13 protein-coding genes are annotated in these 16,944 nt (G+C 69.1%); 3 read left to right on the forward strand and 10 right to left on the reverse strand.

Annotated features, from left to right (window positions below; translation table 11 throughout):
• Positions 1-66: 66 nt before the first annotated feature.
• A complete protein-coding gene (locus OH768_RS14480; protein ID WP_406453691.1) occupies positions 67-690 on the reverse strand; it encodes a TetR/AcrR family transcriptional regulator in 624 nt (207 codons plus the stop codon).
• A 187-nt stretch (positions 691-877) separates the two neighbouring features.
• Between OH768_RS14480 and OH768_RS14485 the strand changes: the two genes are divergently transcribed.
• Positions 878-2,425, forward strand: a complete 1,548-nt coding sequence (locus OH768_RS14485; RefSeq protein ID WP_406453693.1) for an MFS transporter — start codon at positions 878-880, stop codon at positions 2,423-2,425.
• Positions 2,426-2,658: 233 nt separating this feature from the next.
• Here the strand turns inward: OH768_RS14485 and OH768_RS14490 are convergent, their stop codons facing one another.
• The 3 genes from OH768_RS14490 to OH768_RS14500 form a co-directional block, all read right to left on the reverse strand.
• Entirely contained in the window at positions 2,659-3,609 is a 951-nt protein-coding gene (locus tag OH768_RS14490) for an ADP-ribosylglycohydrolase family protein (protein ID WP_406453695.1), read from the reverse strand.
• 12 nt (positions 3,610-3,621) lie between these two features.
• Positions 3,622-4,281, reverse strand: coding sequence for a histidine phosphatase family protein (locus OH768_RS14495; RefSeq protein WP_406453697.1), 660 nt, complete (start codon positions 4,279-4,281; stop codon positions 3,622-3,624).
• Positions 4,282-4,430: 149 nt separating this feature from the next.
• Entirely contained in the window at positions 4,431-5,036 is a 606-nt protein-coding gene (locus OH768_RS14500) for a YdbC family protein (RefSeq protein WP_406453699.1), read from the reverse strand.
• 155 nt (positions 5,037-5,191) lie between these two features.
• Between OH768_RS14500 and OH768_RS14505 the strand changes: the two genes are divergently transcribed.
• Entirely contained in the window at positions 5,192-5,725 is a 534-nt protein-coding gene (locus tag OH768_RS14505) for a TerD family protein (protein ID WP_406453700.1), read from the forward strand.
• 21 nt (positions 5,726-5,746) lie between these two features.
• Here the strand turns inward: OH768_RS14505 and OH768_RS14510 are convergent, their stop codons facing one another.
• From OH768_RS14510 to nrdR, 3 genes are all read right to left on the reverse strand, one after another.
• Entirely contained in the window at positions 5,747-6,439 is a 693-nt protein-coding gene (locus tag OH768_RS14510) for a DUF6215 domain-containing protein (protein ID WP_406453702.1), read from the reverse strand.
• Between the two features lie 172 nt (positions 6,440-6,611).
• Positions 6,612-9,506 carry a vitamin B12-dependent ribonucleotide reductase gene (locus OH768_RS14515; protein WP_406453704.1) on the reverse strand — a complete coding sequence of 965 codons (2,895 nt, stop codon included), beginning with the start codon at positions 9,504-9,506 and terminating at the stop codon, positions 6,612-6,614.
• 165 nt (positions 9,507-9,671) lie between these two features.
• A complete protein-coding gene (gene nrdR, locus OH768_RS14520) occupies positions 9,672-10,223 on the reverse strand; it encodes a transcriptional regulator NrdR (protein ID WP_019072899.1) in 552 nt (183 codons plus the stop codon).
• A gap of 565 nt (positions 10,224-10,788) precedes the next feature.
• Between nrdR and lexA the strand changes: the two genes are divergently transcribed.
• Positions 10,789-11,568 (forward strand): transcriptional repressor LexA, encoded by a 780-nt coding sequence (gene lexA / locus OH768_RS14525; RefSeq protein WP_026151025.1) that lies wholly within the window; start codon positions 10,789-10,791, stop codon positions 11,566-11,568.
• 182 nt (positions 11,569-11,750) lie between these two features.
• On the opposite strand, the gene OH768_RS14530 is transcribed toward lexA, so the two are convergent.
• The 3 genes from OH768_RS14530 to OH768_RS14540 form a co-directional block, all read right to left on the reverse strand.
• Positions 11,751-13,739 carry an ATP-dependent DNA helicase gene (locus OH768_RS14530; protein WP_406453706.1) on the reverse strand — a complete coding sequence of 663 codons (1,989 nt, stop codon included), beginning with the start codon at positions 13,737-13,739 and terminating at the stop codon, positions 11,751-11,753.
• 203 nt (positions 13,740-13,942) lie between these two features.
• Complete coding sequence (locus OH768_RS14535; RefSeq protein ID WP_406453707.1) at positions 13,943-14,677, reverse strand: GNAT family N-acetyltransferase; 735 nt, start codon at positions 14,675-14,677, stop codon at positions 13,943-13,945.
• A gap of 66 nt (positions 14,678-14,743) precedes the next feature.
• Positions 14,744-16,750, reverse strand: a complete 2,007-nt coding sequence (locus OH768_RS14540; protein ID WP_406453708.1) for an IucA/IucC family protein — start codon at positions 16,748-16,750, stop codon at positions 14,744-14,746.
• Positions 16,751-16,944: the final 194 nt, after the last annotated feature.

Below are 16,944 nucleotides of genomic sequence, written 5' to 3' on the forward strand. Positions count from 1 at the left end.
GCCGCCCGGGACCCCCTGCGACACCCCGGCTTCCCCGGGCCCCCTCAAGACCTTCCCGGCCCGGCTTCACACACCCCTCGGCCGGAGCAGCGGAAGCATCAACTGATCGAGCATTTCCTCGATCTCCTGGTCGCTCCATTCACTGCCGCGCACCTTCGATCTGTACATCATCATCGCCGGGATGGCGTCGAAGACATAGCCGTTGGACGCGTCGGGGCGAACCTGACCTCGCTCGATTCCCCGGTCGACGGCGTCGCGGATCAGTCGGAGTGTCGGTTCCACGACCCCTTCGACGATCACGCCGTGGAAGCGCTCCGCCTGCGCCATGTCGCATTCGTGAATCACCGCCCGCAGGGCGGATCCGGGGCGCGAGAACATCGCGTCGCGCGCCCGCGTGCACAGCGCCAGCAGATCCGCACGTACGTCGCCGAGGTCGGGCATCTCGTCCAGAGGCGGCAGCGCAGCCTGCAACGCGTCCGCGACGAGGTCTTCCTTCGAGGACCAGCGCCGGTAGACCGCGGCCTTGCCCGTCTGGGCGCCGGCGGCGACGCCTTCCATCGTGAGGGCGTTCCATCCGACCGTACTGAGTTGTTCCAGTGCGGCGTCCAGGATCGCGCGTTCGAGCACGGCGCCGCGACGGCGAAGGGAAGTCACCTGAGCGGGGGCGGCCGTCCAGCCCGAAGTAGCCATCTGAGTCTCTCCAGCGAACAGTGGAATGGGGGATTCCGGGGATTGGGGACACGTCGCGCGGCAGCGACGGGGGACGCGTCATGCGAGGGCGAGTTAAGTGAACGCTTGCGTTCACTGTCGGGGACTCACTACCGTGAGCGCGACAGTGAACGCGGGCGTTCACTAACACACTTGTGGGGGACCCATAGTGACTACCTCTCAGTTGACCCAGAAGCCAAAACCAGGAGCGGCCCGCCGGGAGGGACATCCCGGCATCGCGCTCGCGGTCATCGCGGCCTGCCAACTCATGGTGGTACTCGACGCGACGATTGTGAACATCGCTCTCCCGCACATTCAAGCCGCGCTCAGTTTCAGCACCACCGACCTCACATGGGTCGTCAGCGCCTACACGCTCACCTTCGGTGGCCTGCTGCTTCTCGGCGGCCGGGCCGGCGACATCCTCGGCCGACGCCGGGTGTTCATCACCGGCATCCTGCTCTTCACCTTCGCCTCGCTGCTCGGCGGACTCGCCCAGGAACCCTGGCAGTTGCTGGCCGCACGCGTCCTGCAGGGCGTGGGTGGCGCGATCGCGTCGCCCACCTCGCTGGCGCTCATCACCACCACGTTCCCCGAAGGCCCGGAACGCAACAGGGCGTTCGGCGTCTTCGCCGCGGTCTCGGCGGGCGGCGGCGCGATCGGTCTGCTCGCGGGCGGCATGCTCACCGAGTGGCTCGACTGGCGCTGGGTGCTGTTCGTCAACGCGCCGATCGGCCTGCTGATCGCCGTGCTCACACCGCTGTACATCAACGAGTCCGAACGGCACACCGGCCGGTTCGACATCGCGGGCGCGCTGACCTCGACGGCGGGCATGGCGTCCCTCGTCTACGGCTTCATCCGCGCGGCGGACAAGGGTTGGCGCGACAGCCTGACCATCGGGTCCTTCGGCGCGGCGGCCGTCCTGCTGCTGGCCTTCGTGATCATCGAGTCCAGGGCCAAGGAACCGATCACCCCGCTCAGGATGTTCGCCGACCGCAACCGCTCCGGCACGTACGTGATCATGCTGAGCCTGGCCGCCGCGATGTTCGGCATGTTCTTCTACATCGTGCTCTTCGTACAGAACGTGCTGGGGTACAGCCCGATCCAGGCGGGTCTCGCCTTCTTGCCGGTGACGGTCGTGATCGCGGCCGGCGCGGGACTGTCCCAGCAGTTCCTGCCGCGGTTCGGACCACGGCCGTTCATGCTCGTCGGCTCGACCCTCGCGGTGATCGGGCTGGCCTGGCAGACCCTCATCAGCTCGGACAGTTCGTACGTCGGCGGAGTGCTCGGCCCCATGCTGGTGTTCGGCTTCGGCATGGGCCTGAACTTCGTGACGCTGACGATCACCGCCGTGTCCGGTGTCTCCCCGCACGAGGCGGGCGCGGCGTCCGCGTTGCTCAACGCCATGCAGCAGGTGGGCGGTTCGCTCGGCCTGTCCATCCTGACCACGGTGTTCGGCTCGGCCAGCAGGGACGAGGCGAAGAAGCAGCTGCCGAAGTTCCTGGCCAATGGATCGGCGGAGCAGAAGCAGGAGTTCGCCAAGTCGCACCAGTTGCCCGCGCCCTGGGGGCACGAGGTGCTCGCGCACGGCATCTCGACGGCCTTCATCCCGGCCGCCGCGATGGCCGTACTCGCCCTGGTCACCGCCTGGTTGGTGATCCGGGTCCGCAAGAGCGACCTCGACGCCCTCGCGGGCACGGCGGGTCCGGGGATCGGCTGACCGGTCGGGCCCGGCCAGGGCCCGACCGACCGGCAACAGCACAGGCACCGGCATCGGCATCGGCGAAAACCTCACGACCACCCCGCAGCCCTCGTGTCCTGTCTGTCCTGTGTGGACCCATGTGTCACACAGCAGCTGCCAGGACAACGGCCGTGCGGTCACGCAGAGTTCCCGGCAGGCACAGAGAGCTCCGTCGCGTGCGGGTGGCGCTGCCGGTCGGGAAGTCGGAGCCGTCAGACAGCCGTCGGCCCCCAGCCCGGCAGCGCCTCCGTCCGCTCCACCCACTCGGCGGGTGGAGTCCCGGCCTTCCCGCCCGCGATCACTCCGCCCACGATGGCGCAGGTGGTGTCCACGTCCCCGCCGACCTGCGCGGTGGTCCAGAACGCCTGCGCGTAGTCGCCGAGGCCCCGAACGGCCGACCAGAGCGCGAAGGGGACCGTGTCGTGCGCCGTCGTACGGCGTCCGCAGCCCAGTACCGCGGCGACGGTGTCGGCATCGGCGTAGTCGAGCATGTCGCGGGCGCGCCGCAGTCCCGTGCCGACCGCGCTCTTGGGGACGAGGGCGATGACGCCGTCGAGGAGTGCCTCGGCGCTGGGCGGGCCGCCGGGGGCGGCGACCAGTGCGGCTGCCGCGGCGACGGCCATGGCGCCGACGACGCCCTCACGGTGCTGGTGCGTGGGGTAGGCCGAGATCTCGGCCTGGTGGGTCGCCTGCTCGGGGTCGTCCGCGTACCAGGCGCCCAGGGGCGCGATCCGCATCGCCGCGCCGTTGCCCCATGAGCCCTGTCCGTTGAAGAGCGCGGCGGACAGCTCGCGCCAGTCGCCGCCTTCGCGGAGGAGGCGCAGCAACCGGTTGACGGCGGGGCCGTAGCCGCGATCGAAGTCGTGGTGCTGCGCGAAGGAGTGGGCCAGGGCGTCCTGGTCGACGCGGTGGTGGGCGGCGAGGACCGCGACCACGGAGCAGGCCATCTCCGTGTCGTCCGTCCACTGCCAGGGCGCCGGGGGCAGCTCACGGCGCTTGAGGAGCGGGTAGTTCACGGGGACGAAGAACTGGGAGCCCAGCGCGTCCCCCACGGCGAGTCCGCGCAGGCTGGCCAGGGCGCGGCCCAGGCGCCCGTCGGGAGAGTCAGGAGAATCGGAAGGCTTGGAGGAGTCGGAAGAGTCGGAAGTGGAGTCGGCTGTCATCGGTCCGCCAGCCTACCCACTGATCCCGTACGGCTCCGGATCCCGCCAGCTGTCGAACGGCCGGTCCAGCGCATACCTGCCGTCGTCCCCCAGAACGAGCATCCGCATCTCGGCGTTCCCCGGATTGGACAGCGACTCGAACTCCGCGACCGTCCAGTGGAACCAGCGCATGCAGAAGAGTCGCATCGCCAGGCCGTGCGTCACCAGGAGCACGTTGGGCGGGTGGTCCGGGGCCTCGAAGCTGCGGTACAGGCTCTCCAGGAAGCCGCCGACCCGGTCGTAGACGTCGGCGCCGGACTCGCCCTGGGCGAAGCGGTAGAAGAAGTGCCCGTAGGCGTCCCGGTACGCCTTCTGGAGGCGTACGTCGTCCCGGTCCTGCCAGTTCCCCCAGTCCTGTTCGCGGAGCCGGGGTTCCTCGCGTACGCGTACGAGGTCGGGGTCGAGATGGAAGGCACGGAAGGTCTCGTGGGTGCGGCGGTACGGGGAGACGTACACGCTGACGCGCTCGCGGCCGAACACCTCCCGCAGCCGCTTGCCGGTCTCCTCGGCCTGACGCCATCCCTGGTCGGTCAGCGCCAGGGCATGGTCGGGTTCACGCTCGTACACGGTGTCATCAACATTGCCCGTTGACTCGCCGTGCCGGACAAGGACGATGCGCCGTGGTCGTGCCATGCCAAAACCCTAGATCCAGTGGTGGCATATCGAGCACTCGTACGGGCTCCATACGGCGTAGGTCACACGAATTGGGCCCGATGAGCCACATAGGGGCGCACGATTCACCCACCGGGACGTCAGTGACGGCACTCCCGTCAGTTCGGAATTCAAACCGTCCAGCTCGGTTCCAGCTGCACGATGTCCCCCGTGAGGGACGCCACGTCCGCCTCGATCTGGGCCCTCAGGGCGAGCCGTTCCACTCGCTCTGTGCGGTATTTGCCGTGTTCGGCGGCCGAGTGCCACATCGAGAGCACCATGAACTCGTGTCCCGGGGCCTCGCCGAACAGCCCGCGGAGCATGCCCGGGGAGCCGGCCATCGCGGGGTTCCACACCTTCTCCTGCATCAGCGTGAAGTGCTCGGCGCGCTCCTCGTGGACACGGCACAGGGCCACCCTCACCAGATCGGCGTCGGTGAAGCGCGGCTCGAAGCCGGTCTTCACATCGAAACGATGGTCGAACAGCTTGACCTGCGAGTCCTTGAAGGTGCCCACCTGAGCCGACGCCAGCCGGTCGTGGGATCGAGCCATGAAGGAGTCGTAGAAGGCACGGCTTTCCCAGAACGCGAAAATGTGTGCCACTCCTGGCCGCGCTCTGCTCCAGCCTCCCCCCTGTCCCCGAAATCCCGGCTCCCCCAGAAGCCCCGCCCACTTTCGCTGCCCGCGCTCGAAGCCGCGACGGTCCATCACGGTGCAGCGAATCCACTTGACCAGCACCGCGCCATCGTAAGGCCACGGAGCGTGGCGCCGGTCACGCTCCGGCGGAGATCGTCCGCGCATACGCCCCCGCGCGCGTGGCACGATGGACAACGAACGCTGATCGCCCGGCAGTTGGGGCGCGCGATCGAGGCGCACGGGGAAGGGGAACTGTGGTGAACGGCCTCAACAAGGGGATCCGCAAGGCGGAAGTCGGTCTCCAGTGGGATCCGAGTCCCACCGGGCAACCGCCTGTCGATCTGGACATCGTCGCCACCACGTATGTGGCGAGTGATCTCTACGGCACTCCCGCGTACGCGGTGCACTTCGACAGCCGGTCCCCCGACGGCACCATCTATCTCAACCGGGACAGCAAGGACGGCAAGGGCTTCGGCTGGGACGAGGTCATGACGCTGGAGCTCGACCGGCTCGCTGACCGGTACGCGCGCGTGGTGGTCGGTGTCGTCATCCAGCAGCGGGTGGCCCACCGCACGTTCGTGAACGTCCTCAACCCGAAGCTTCGTATCCGCGAGGGGTACAGCGTCCTCACCGAGGAGGACTTCGGTGACGTCCTCGGTGCGACGGCGGCGACGGTCGGGGAGTTCACCCGGGACGAGTCCGGAAGCTGGGACTTCCATCCCGGCATCCAGGGCTTCGAGGACGACCCGGCGACCTTCACCAGGACGATGGGCAGAGCACAGCAGTCCTGAGCCCTGCCCCCTGGCGGCTCGTCAGCCGGCGGTCCAGCCCGGGACCGTCGGCAGCACCTCCTCGGCGATGCGGAACAGCGCCTCGTCGTCGGGCGGCACGTCGTCCTGGCGCCAGATGGATATCTCCAAGGAGTCGCCGCCGTCCTTGGCGCTCGTGGAGACCAGCAGGCTGCGGGCGATGCCTCCGGGGCCCGTACTGGCCTTGCCGCCGCCGAGGTTGAAGCTGATGGCGACGGTCCGGTCCGAGTAGAGGACGGCCGGGTGCCCCAGGACCTTCTTCACCTGCGAGGTGGAGTCCACGTAGCGGGCCGCCTGGGCGACGGGGATATCGTCGTAGGACGCCGACAGCCGCACGGAGTACGTCCTCAGGTCGACGTCCGCCTCAGGGCTGGCGATCTTGGTTCCTCCTGCCAGGGTCATCCAGCCCGCGCTGCCCGAGGCGGTCTCCGCGTGTTCGTCCGGAGTCCCCAGGAGCACCGGAAGGTCCGTACGGTTCAGCGCCGTGCAGAGCGCTGTCGGTGAGACGTACTTCGCCGGCAGGGTGTCGTCCGTACTCGCCGAGCAGATCGCCGGCTTGGTGTCCTGCGTCGTCTTCGGCAGGACTCCCCCGAGCCCCCACAGACCACCCACGACACCGCCGACCACCACTACCGCCGCGACTGCCTGGGCCCCCGCCCGCATACCCTTTTCGGGCTCGACGAAATCGTCGGCCATGTCCCCCCACCCTCCCCTGTGCGCACGCTATGCGCGCTGGGGGAGATTAACTGCTGATCGTTCTGCTGGGAAACCGGATTCTCCCCGGGGCGGAAAACGCCGAGGGCGGCGAAGCCGGAATACCGACTCCACCGCCCTGACCGGCTAGTTCACTTCAAGCAGATGCCCTGGCTCAGCTGCACCCGCTGGTCGAACCGCACCCCTCGCAGATGTAGCAGGAACCGGCCCGCTGCATCTTCGTGCCGCAGGAGAAGCAGAGCGGGGCGTCGGCCTGGATGCCCAGCTGCATTTCCACCAGTTCGGCGCTGGTGTGGGCCTGCTGCGGGGCGGGCTTGGCCGCCTCGACGACGGCCTTCGGCGTGGCCACGGCCTTCAACTCCTGGGCGCGCGGCGCCGACTGGGCCAGGCCCTCCACGTCGACCTCGTCCTCCGTCGGCTCGTACGAACCGGTCTCCAGGTGACGCTGGCGCTCCTCGGCGGAGTGGATGCCGAGCGCGGACCGCGTCTCGAAGGGGAGGAAGTCGAGCGCCAGGCGGCGGAAGATGTAGTCGACGATCGACTGCGCCATCCGCACGTCCGGGTCGTCCGTCATGCCGGCCGGCTCGAAGCGCATGTTGGTGAACTTCGAGACGTACGTCTCCAGGGGGACGCCGTACTGCAGGCCCACGGAGACGGCGATCGAGAAGGCGTCCATCATGCCCGCGAGGGTCGAGCCCTGCTTGGACATCTTCAGGAAGACCTCGCCGAGACCGTCGTCCGGGTAGGAGTTGGCGGTCATGTAGCCCTCGGCGCCGCCCACTGTGAAGGACGTCGTGATGCCGGGACGGCCCTTGGGGAGGCGCTTGCGGACGGGGCGGTACTCGACGACCTTCTCGACCGCGGTGCGGATGGTCTCCTCGGCCTTGGCGGTGACCTCGGCCTTCTCCTTGTCCTTGGTCTTGGCGGACAGGGGCTGGCCGACCTTGCAGTTGTCGCGGTAGATCGCGAGCGCCTTGACGCCCAGCTTCCAGGCCTCGAAGTAGACCTCCTCGACGTCCTCGACGGTCGCCGTCTCCGGCAGGTTGACCGTCTTGGAGAGCGCGCCGGAGATCCAGGGCTGGATGGCGGCCATCATGCGGACGTGGCCCATCGCGGAGATGGAGCGCTCGCCCATGGCGCAGTCGAACACCTCGTAGTGCTCGTGCTTGAGGCCCGGGGCGTCGATCACATTGCCGTTGTCGGCGATGTGGGCGACGATCGCCTCGATCTGCTCCTCCTGGTAGCCCATGCGACGCAGGGCCTGCGGGACGGTGCCGTTGACGATCTGCATCGAGCCGCCGCCGACCAGCTTCTTGAACTTGACCAGGGCGAGGTCGGGCTCAAGTCCGGTGGTGTCGCAGGACATCGCGAGACCGATGGTGCCGGTCGGGGCGATGACGGACGCCTGCGAGTTACGGAAACCGTTCTTCTCGCCGAGGCGCAGCACGTCCTGCCAGGACTCCGTGGCCGCGGCCCAGATGGGCGTGTCCAGGTCGTCCGCACGCGGGGCCACGGCGTTGGCGTCGGCGTGCTGCTTCATGACGCGCAGGTGCGGCTGCTCGTTGCGAGCGTAGCCGTCGTACGGGCCGACGACCGCGGCGAGTTCGGCGGAACGCTTGTACGACGTGCCGGTCATCAGGGAGGTGATGGCACCGGCGAGGGCGCGGCCGCCGTCGGAGTCGTACGCGTGACCGGTCGCCATCAGCAGGGCGCCGAGGTTGGCGTAGCCGATGCCGAGCTGGCGGAACGCGCGCGTGTTCTCGCCGATCTTCTGCGTCGGGAAGTCCGCGAAGCAGATGGAGATGTCCATCGCGGTGATGACGAGCTCGACGACCTTGGCGAAGCGCTCGACCTCGAAGGACTGGCTGCCCTTGCCGTCGTCCTTGAGGAACTTCATCAGGTTCAGCGAGGCGAGGTTGCAGGACGTGTTGTCCAGGTGCATGTACTCGCTGCACGGGTTCGAGCCGTTGATACGGCCGGACTCCGGGCACGTGTGCCACTGGTTGATGGTGTCGTCGTACTGGATGCCCGGGTCGGCGCAGGCCCAGGCGGCCTCGGCCATCTTGCGGAACAGCTCCTTGGCGTCGACCTCCTCGATGACCTCGCCGGTCATGCGGGACGTCAGGCCGAACTTGTCGCCGTTCTCGACGGCCTTCATGAACGTGTCGTTCACGCGGACCGAGTTGTTGGCGTTCTGGTACTGCACCGACGTGATGTCGTCGCCGCCCAGGTCCATGTCGAAGCCCGCGTCACGCAGCGCGCGGATCTTCTCTTCTTCCTTGACCTTGGTCTGGATGAAGTCCTCGATGTCGGGGTGGTCGACGTCCAGGATGACCATCTTGGCCGCGCGGCGGGTGGCGCCACCGGACTTGATGGTGCCCGCAGAGGCGTCGGCACCGCGCATGAAGGAGACCGGTCCCGAGGCGTTGCCGCCCGAGGAGAGCAGTTCCTTGGAGGAGCGGATGCGGGACAGGTTCAGGCCGGCGCCGGAACCGCCCTTGAAGATCATGCCCTCTTCCTTGTACCAGTCGAGGATCGACTCCATGGAGTCGTCGACGGCCAGGATGAAGCAGGCCGAGACCTGCTGGGGCTGCGGGGTGCCCACGTTGAACCACACGGGGCTGTTGAAGCTGAAGACCTGGTGCAGGAGGGCGTACGCCAGCTCGTGCTCGAAGATCTCGGCGTCGGCGGGCGAGGCGAAGTACTTGTGGTCCTCGCCGGCCTTCCGGTACGTCTTCACGATGCGGTCGATGAGCTGCTTGAGGCTCACCTCGCGCTGCGGGGTGCCCACGGCACCGCGGAAGTACTTGCTGGTGACGATGTTGACCGCGTTCACCGCCCATTCGGCGGGGAACTCGACGCCACGCTGCTCGAAATTGACCGAGCCGTCGCGCCAGTTGGTCATGACGACGTCACGACGCTCCCACTCCACCTCGTCGTACGGATGCACGCCGGGGGTGGTGTGAATACGCTCGATGCGCAGTCCCTTGGTGACCTTGGTGCCCTTCGTGCGGGAACCTCGTGCCGGACCGCTCGCCGTCTCTGTCATGCCGCCTCCCTGTACAGGCAAAAACGCCCTGAAATGCCACGATGTTCCCGTGGCAGAGTGTTTGTCTGGTGTCACGGCAGCCCACACGCTCATGGCTCCGCGACAAGTCCTGGTCCGCCGCCGTCCGGCCGGATCCGGGGTCTCCGCCCGGTTCCGGCCCGCCGGTCAGTCGGCGGAGTGGGCGGGCACCGGGACCTGAACAGTCCCTCCTGGCCCGCCGTCGTCTTCCTGGCTTCCCGATCCCGCGTCTTCGTCGTCCGCGGCGGGGCCTGGCGTCGCTTCCCGGAGTTCCACGATCGCGGCCTCGAAATCGTCCAACGAGTCGAACGCCCGGTAGACGGAGGCGAATCGCAGATAGGCGACGAGGTCGAGTTCCTGCAATGGGCCGAGTATGGCCAGCCCGACGTCATGGGTGGTCAGTTCGGCACTTCCGGTGGCCCGCACCGCTTCTTCGACCCGCTGGCCGAGCTGGGCGAGTGCGTCCTCGGTGACAGGCCGTCCCTGGCATGCCTTGCGCACACCGTTGATGACCTTGGTACGGCTGAAAGGCTCGGTGACTCCGGACCGCTTGACCACCATGAGCGAGCACGTCTCCACGGTCGTGAAACGACGGGAGCAGTCAGGGCACTGGCGGCGCCGGCGGATCGACGTGCCGTCGTCCGTTGTACGGCTGTCGACGACACGGCTGTCGGGGTGCCTGCAGAAGGGGCAGTGCATGATCTCCAACCCTCCCTCACAGCAGACTCAATAGCCTCGCAAGACCCCTTGGGCCTCTCGAAGCAGCCCCAAGCATAGGCGATGGCCGAGACGATGGAGACCCGGGGGACCACAACTTCTGGGCTGCTGCCGCAATCCAACCACTAGATGTGGTGATTGGCTCACACAAGCACGCCGTTCGCGCGTGTCGCGCCCGTATTGGCATGTGCCACACGGCCATACCGTCGCCCCGAACACGCGGGCGCACACCCGTACCGCCAGGGCACTTACGGAGATACCGTGAACGCGGCACGGAGAAGACGTGGGGCTCCGGCACAGACCCGGACCGGCCCCCGGCCGCCGGGGCACCGGGTGGCAGACTGGGGCGACAACCCGCAAGGTCACCACCCGTGCGGCGAAGAGCCCGACAATGGGCCCCTTTGTCCGCCAGGTGATATATCGGCCATACACCCAGACACGTGATCGCGGCAGGCTATCCACGTTTTTTCACTCGAACGTGTGTTTGGCGCAACCTTTCGAAAGCAACTACCGTTGTCCAGCAGGGAGAACATCGAGAGGGGCCGACGTGACCACCACCGCAGACAGTGCCACCATCACTGCCCAGGATCGCTCCCAGGGCCGACTCGAGCCGGTGCATGCAATGAACGAAGCCGCGAATCCCGAGGGACACAAGCGCTCCCTGCCGGGCCGACCTCCCGGCATCCGGGCGGACAGCTCGGGGCTCACGGACCGGCAGCGCCGGGTGATCGAGGTCATCAGGGACTCGGTGCAGCGACGGGGCTACCCGCCGTCGATGCGCGAGATCGGGCAGGCAGTCGGCCTGTCCAGCACATCCTCGGTCGCACACCAGCTGATGGCACTGGAGCGCAAGGGCTTCCTGCGCCGCGACCCGCACCGCCCGCGCGCGTACGAGGTCCGCGGCTCCGACCAGTCCTCGTCGGTGCAGCCCACGGACACCGCGGGCAAGCCGGCCGCGTCGTACGTCCCGCTGGTGGGCCGGATCGCCGCCGGTGGCCCGATCCTCGCCGAGGAGTCGGTCGAGGACGTCTTCCCGCTCCCCCGCCAACTGGTCGGTGACGGGGAGCTGTTCGTCCTCAAGGTTGTCGGTGACTCGATGATCGAGGCCGCGATCTGCGACGGCGACTGGGTCACCGTACGCCGCCAGCCGGTCGCGGAGAACGGCGACATCGTCGCCGCCATGCTGGAGGGCGAGGCCACCGTCAAGCGCTTCAAGCGCGAGGACGGCCATGTCTGGCTGCTCCCGCACAACTCCGCGTACGAGCCGATCCCCGGCGACGACGCGACGATCCTCGGCAAGGTGGTGGCGGTGCTGCGGCGCGTGTGACGGCCGCGGCGGGCGGGGCCATACCGGCCCGACCCCCTGACCGGACCCCGGGACCCCTGCGCCGGTTCCGGGGTCCTGTGCTGCGCGGACCCCGGAGAGGACCGGTCGGCCGCGCGGACCCCGGTGGCGGCCGGTCGTCGATCCGGTGTCGGCCCGGCGCTCCGGACCGACACCGCCCCGGATCAGTCCGATTCGGCCTCGGCTTCCTCCTGCTTCGCCTTCGCGTCGATCGCGGCCAGCGACTTCCGGGTCTGGTTACGGTCCGTTGTGTACCAGAAGTCGGGCAGTGACGCCTTGAGATAGCTGCCGTAGCGAGCGGTGGCCAGCCGCTGGTCCAGTACGGCGACCACGCCCCGGTCCCCCGACGCCCGGACGAGACGGCCGGCGCCCTGGGCCATGAGCAGCGCGGCGTGCGTCGCGGCCACCGCCATGAAGCCGTTGCCCCCCGCATCCTCGACCGCCTTCTGGCGGGCGCTCATCAGTGGGTCGTCGGGACGCGGGAACGGGATCTTGTCCATGACGACCAACTGGCAGCTGGGGCCGGGGACATCGACGCCCTGCCAGAGCGACAGCGTGCCGAAGAGACAGGTCTTCGGGTCGGCCGCGAAGTTCTTGATCAGCTCGCCGAGCGTCTCCTCGCCCTGGAGCAGGATCGGGTACTCGGGGATGCGGGAGCGCAGCTCCTCGGCGGCGAGTTGGGCACCCCGCATCGAGGAGAAGAGGCCCAGGGTGCGACCGCCCGCGGCCTGGATCAACTCGGTCAACTCGTCCAGCATGTCGGCGCGATCGCCGTCCCGCGCGGGGCGCGCGAGATGTTTGGCGACGTACAGGATGCCCTGCTTCGGGTAGTCGAAGGGCGAGCCCACGTCGATGCCCTTCCACTGCGGGAGGTCCTCGCCCGCCGTGCCTTCGGGGGGAAGGCCCAGGGAGGCTCCTACGCCGTTGAAGTCGCCGCCGAGCTTCAGCGTCGCGGAGGTCAGGGTGACCGAGCGGTCCGCGAAGAGCTTCTCCCGCAGCAGGCCCGACACGGACATGGGGGCGACGCGCAGGGAGGCACCGAAGCGGTCGTGGCGTTCGTACCAGACGACGTCCCACTCGGAGCCGTTGCTGATGCGCTCCGACACGTCGTGCACGGACTCCACGGAGGCCAGCGCCTGCTTGCGGACCGCGTCCTCGTCCTGCACGGACTTGTCGCGGGTGGCGCCGATCGCGGAGATCACCGCACGGCAGGCGTCGCGCAGCGCCATGAGGGCGTAGCCGAGGTCTTCCGGGATCTCTTCCAGGCGGCCCGGCAGGGCGAGCTCCATGAGCCGCTCAAAGCCCTCGGCGGCGGTCTGGAGCTGGTCGGCGACCTTCTCGTTGACCAGCTTCGCGGCCCGGCGCACAGCGCGGTTGACCTGGCCCGGGGTGAGCTCGCCGGTGGCCACTCCGGTGACCCGCGAGACCAGTTCATGGGCCTCGTCGACGATCACCACCTCGTGCTGCGGGAGGACGGGGGCGCCTTCGATCGCGTCGATCGCGAGCAGCGCGTGGTTGGTGACGACGACGTCGGCGAGCTTGGCGCGCTCGCGGGCCGCTTCGGCGAAACACTCCGCTCCGTAGGCGCACTTCTGGGCGCCCAGGCACTCGCGGGAGGACACCGACACCTGCGCCCACGCGCGGTCGGAGACTCCGGGCGTGAGGTCGTCGCGGTCGCCGGTCTCGGTCCCGTCCGTCCAGTCGCGCAGCCGCAGCAGGTCCTGGCCCAGCTTGCTGGTGGGCGCCGCGGCCTCGAACTGGTCGAAGAGGCCCTCCTCCTCGTCCTGCGGCACACCCTCGTGGAGTCGGTGCAGGCACAGGTAGTTCGACCTGCCCTTGAGCATCGCGAACTGGGGGCGGCGGCGCAGCAGGGGATGCAGTGCGTCGACCGTGCGCGGCAGGTCGCGCTCCACCAGCTGGCGCTGGAGCGCGAGGGTGGCGGTCGCCACGACCACGCGCTCCCCGTGCGCGAGCGCCGGCACCAGGTAGCCGAGCGACTTTCCGGTACCGGTGCCGGCCTGGACCAGCAGATGGGAGCCGTCGTCGATCGCCTCCGCGACGGCTTCGGCCATGGTCACCTGGCCGGGGCGCTCCGAACCGCCGACGGCAGTGACGGCAGCATGCAGGAGTTCGGGGAGTGAGGGCTTCGTCATAGCGCGACCACCCTACGGGGCGCGACTGACAACCGGGCGATCACGGCTGAGGGAAGGGCTGGGTCAGGACTGGTGGGCTTTCGGATGGGGACGGATTTCGTTCGCGTGGAGATCGGGTCGGATCGCACGGGGATTGTTTCGGTCGAGGTGGAACCGGATCGGTCCGGGCGGTGTACCGAAAGTGATGGCGCTGCCATGCGGCGCTACAGCAGATCGCGCACGGCACGGTCCCGGACCATGACGGCGGCCCGCTTGGTCGGCAGGTCGACCTCCGCGGAGAACCGGAAACCGGCGCTCAGGAAAGCGGCTACGGAGGGGGTGTTGCGAAGGTCCGGTTCGGCGACGACGCGGGCGCAGGCGGGGCGCTTGTCGAGTACGAGGTCGGCGACGGCCCGGACGAGAGTGCTGCCCACCCCTCGTCCTCGGACGGCGGCGTCACCGATGAGCAGATGGATGCCGGTGTCGTGCGGTCGGACAGGGTAGTGGCGGGCCAGGGGGTCGAGGTCCGCCCGGTAGATCTCCCAGTAGCTCATCGGGGTGCCGTCCAGTACGCCGAGACACGGGACGCTGCGTCCGTCGCCGGCGAGCTGGGCGCACAGGTGGTCCTCGGTCAGCGTCAGAGGGCCGGCCAGTTCCCAGAATTCCGCGACCGCAGGGTCGTTCATCCAGCCGCTGATGAGGGGGAGGTCGCGCTCGCAGCGGACCGGAATGAGGTGGAAGGCGCCTGCGGAGGTACGGGTCCGCCCCCAGTCGCCGACACGGTCGAGGAGATCGTCGCGGTCGGCCGCGTCCGCCTCGGCGCAGAGTGCGAGGAACTCCTCGGGCAGGCGGAGGTCGAGGGTGTCCTCGGCGTCCGGGCCGGAACTCCGGCCGATACCGGTGCCCGGGGTGGAACCGGGGACTGTCGCGGTGTCGGCGCTCGCATGGGTGGGACGCACGGTGACGCTCCTCTCAGGAGACGGGGTGGGTCATGTTCCTCAAGGGACGAAGGGAGTTGACGGCGATCAGGAGTGAAGGGGGTTGGCGATGGTGACGTAGACGGACTGGGTGTCGACCGGGCCGACGAGTTCATCGAGGCACTGCAGTCGGGTCAGGAGGTTGGCCTTGCAGCGCAGGACGGGTGAGTCGAGCAGGCGGGCCGGCAGGGAGGTGCGCAGCCGGGCGGGAGCGGAGGCCACGTCGCGGAGGAAGCGGCGGAAGGCGGAGAGCAAGAGCCGTTCGTCGGCGAGACCTTGCGAGCCGAACGCTCCGATGAGACCGAGCACGTTGTTGATCGCGAGGTAGTACGCGAAGCGTTCGTCGGTGACCTCGTCGGAGACGAAGGTGTCGCTGTGTTCGCCGATGCCGGGCAGGCGGGCCTCGAGTTCCGCGCGCCGGGACGCGCGGAAGTAGTAGCCCTGGTTGTCGCGGTAGCGGCCACCTGCGGGCCAGCCCGCTCCGTCCAGCAGGAGCAGCGTGTTCTGTTGGTGTGCCTCCAGGGCGATGCCTGCCTCGCCGTCCAGCCACAGCACGGGACGGACGACCTGCTCCAGGTAGCGCAGGAACCACTCGGCGGCGACTGCTTCACGGGGCCGGCCGGTCCGCTCGGCGAGGCCGGTGACGACCTCGGCCAGCCGGGACCGCAGCGGAGGCGCACCGGACGCGGAGTGGCCGGAGTGCGAAGTCGCCTGCGGTCCGCCGGCGGTGACGTTCCGCCCGGCGTACGGCCGGGGTGAGACGAGCCCGGCGACACAGGAGACGTCGTCGGACGGGCTGAACGGGTTGTGCCGGATCACCACGTCAATTCCGGCCAAGGGCGCACGGATACCCCCCGTGCCCTCATGGCCGCGGTCGGCACCGCACCCGTCCGCCGGCGCGTCGACGGCCAGCCACGCCGGGTCGCGGACGATGTCGAAGCCCGGGTGGACGGCCTGCCACTGCTGGGCCAGGCCGCCGCGCAGCAGGCGGTGCACTTCTACGCCGCGGTGGAGCTCTTTGCGCAGGTTCTCACGACGGGAGTTGGTGATGCGGAGGCCCAGGGAGAGCTTGAGCATGGCGGGGGCGCCGGACTGGTGGACGGTCCGGACGGAGGACGTGGGGTGCCACGGGGTGCCGTAAGGGCCGAGGTCCTGGATCAACCCGGCGTCGAGCAGGGCCGCGATGTCGGCACGCTGTCGGATCTCGCGCCACTGCCAGGGGTGCAGGGGCAGTGCCGCGTGTCCGTCCGGCAACGGCAGCCCGGTTCCGGCGAGTCGGGCCGTGAGCCGGGCGGCGGAGACAGGCCGGCCGCGTTCCGTCCAGGCCGAGTCGGTGGCGAGCACGGAGGGGGCGACAGCGAGCCAGTGCAGTGCGAAGGAGCCCCGCAACTCCGGTGAGTACAGGCAGACTTCGGCCTCGGAGAGACCCTCGCGACTCTTCGGGGTCGGGTGGAGCGGGTGTCCGAGGAGCAGTGCCTGTTCGGCCGAGAGGAAGAGATCGGGGCCGTCGGCCGGGTGTGCGCGACGGTCGGTGATGAAGGTGACGGTACGTCGGAGGGAGTCGGCGACGCGGGCCACCAGATCAGTGCCGGTGTCGGGTGTGGTCGCAGCTGCCGCCGCCGCTTCCCGTGCGGAGTCGCCGTCGCGCGCGGCCGTCTCCCTGGCGAGCAGCGCCGCGACCGTCACCGCGTCCGCCGGTGGCGCGCTGTGGGGAGCGTTGGACAAGTACGGAAGGCCGAAGCGGTGCCAGCCCGTCGGGGACCAGTAGTGGACCTGGGCGTGCAGGGCCGTGCCGCTGGCGGGGAGGGGGATGCGGAGGGTGCCGTCATCGGGGGCGGGGAGGTTCGTTTCGCGCACCCAGCAGCGCAGCAGGTTCTCAACGGCCGTGGCCTGGGCGGCAGTTCCGGGGTCCGGATGCTCCAGGAGGTCGGTGCCCGTGCCCCGGCGCCGGCTCGCTTCCGGGCCGCGCGGCTGCTGCCGGGGAACGGACTCGGTCGACGCCGTGGCCAGGGTGTGCTCGTGGGAGTGGCTGTCAGGGGTGGATGTGGGGTTCAAGGCTCGTTCCTCGGGAGGTGTTTCGGAGCGGGCGTCGGGTGGCGACGAACCCGGTGGCTTCGGCAGGCGTTGGTCCTGGGCCGTCCGCAACTGGTGCTGCGAGTCAGGCGAGTTGAGATCTCGCGTCGCCACGGGCACAACGGACCACGCACCGACGGCAGACCCCCTCCGCCCCCGTCGCTGCCAACCCCGGT

This window comes from Streptomyces sp. NBC_01622, assembly GCF_045209635.1.
Lineage (GTDB): Bacteria > Actinomycetota > Actinomycetes > Streptomycetales > Streptomycetaceae > Streptomyces.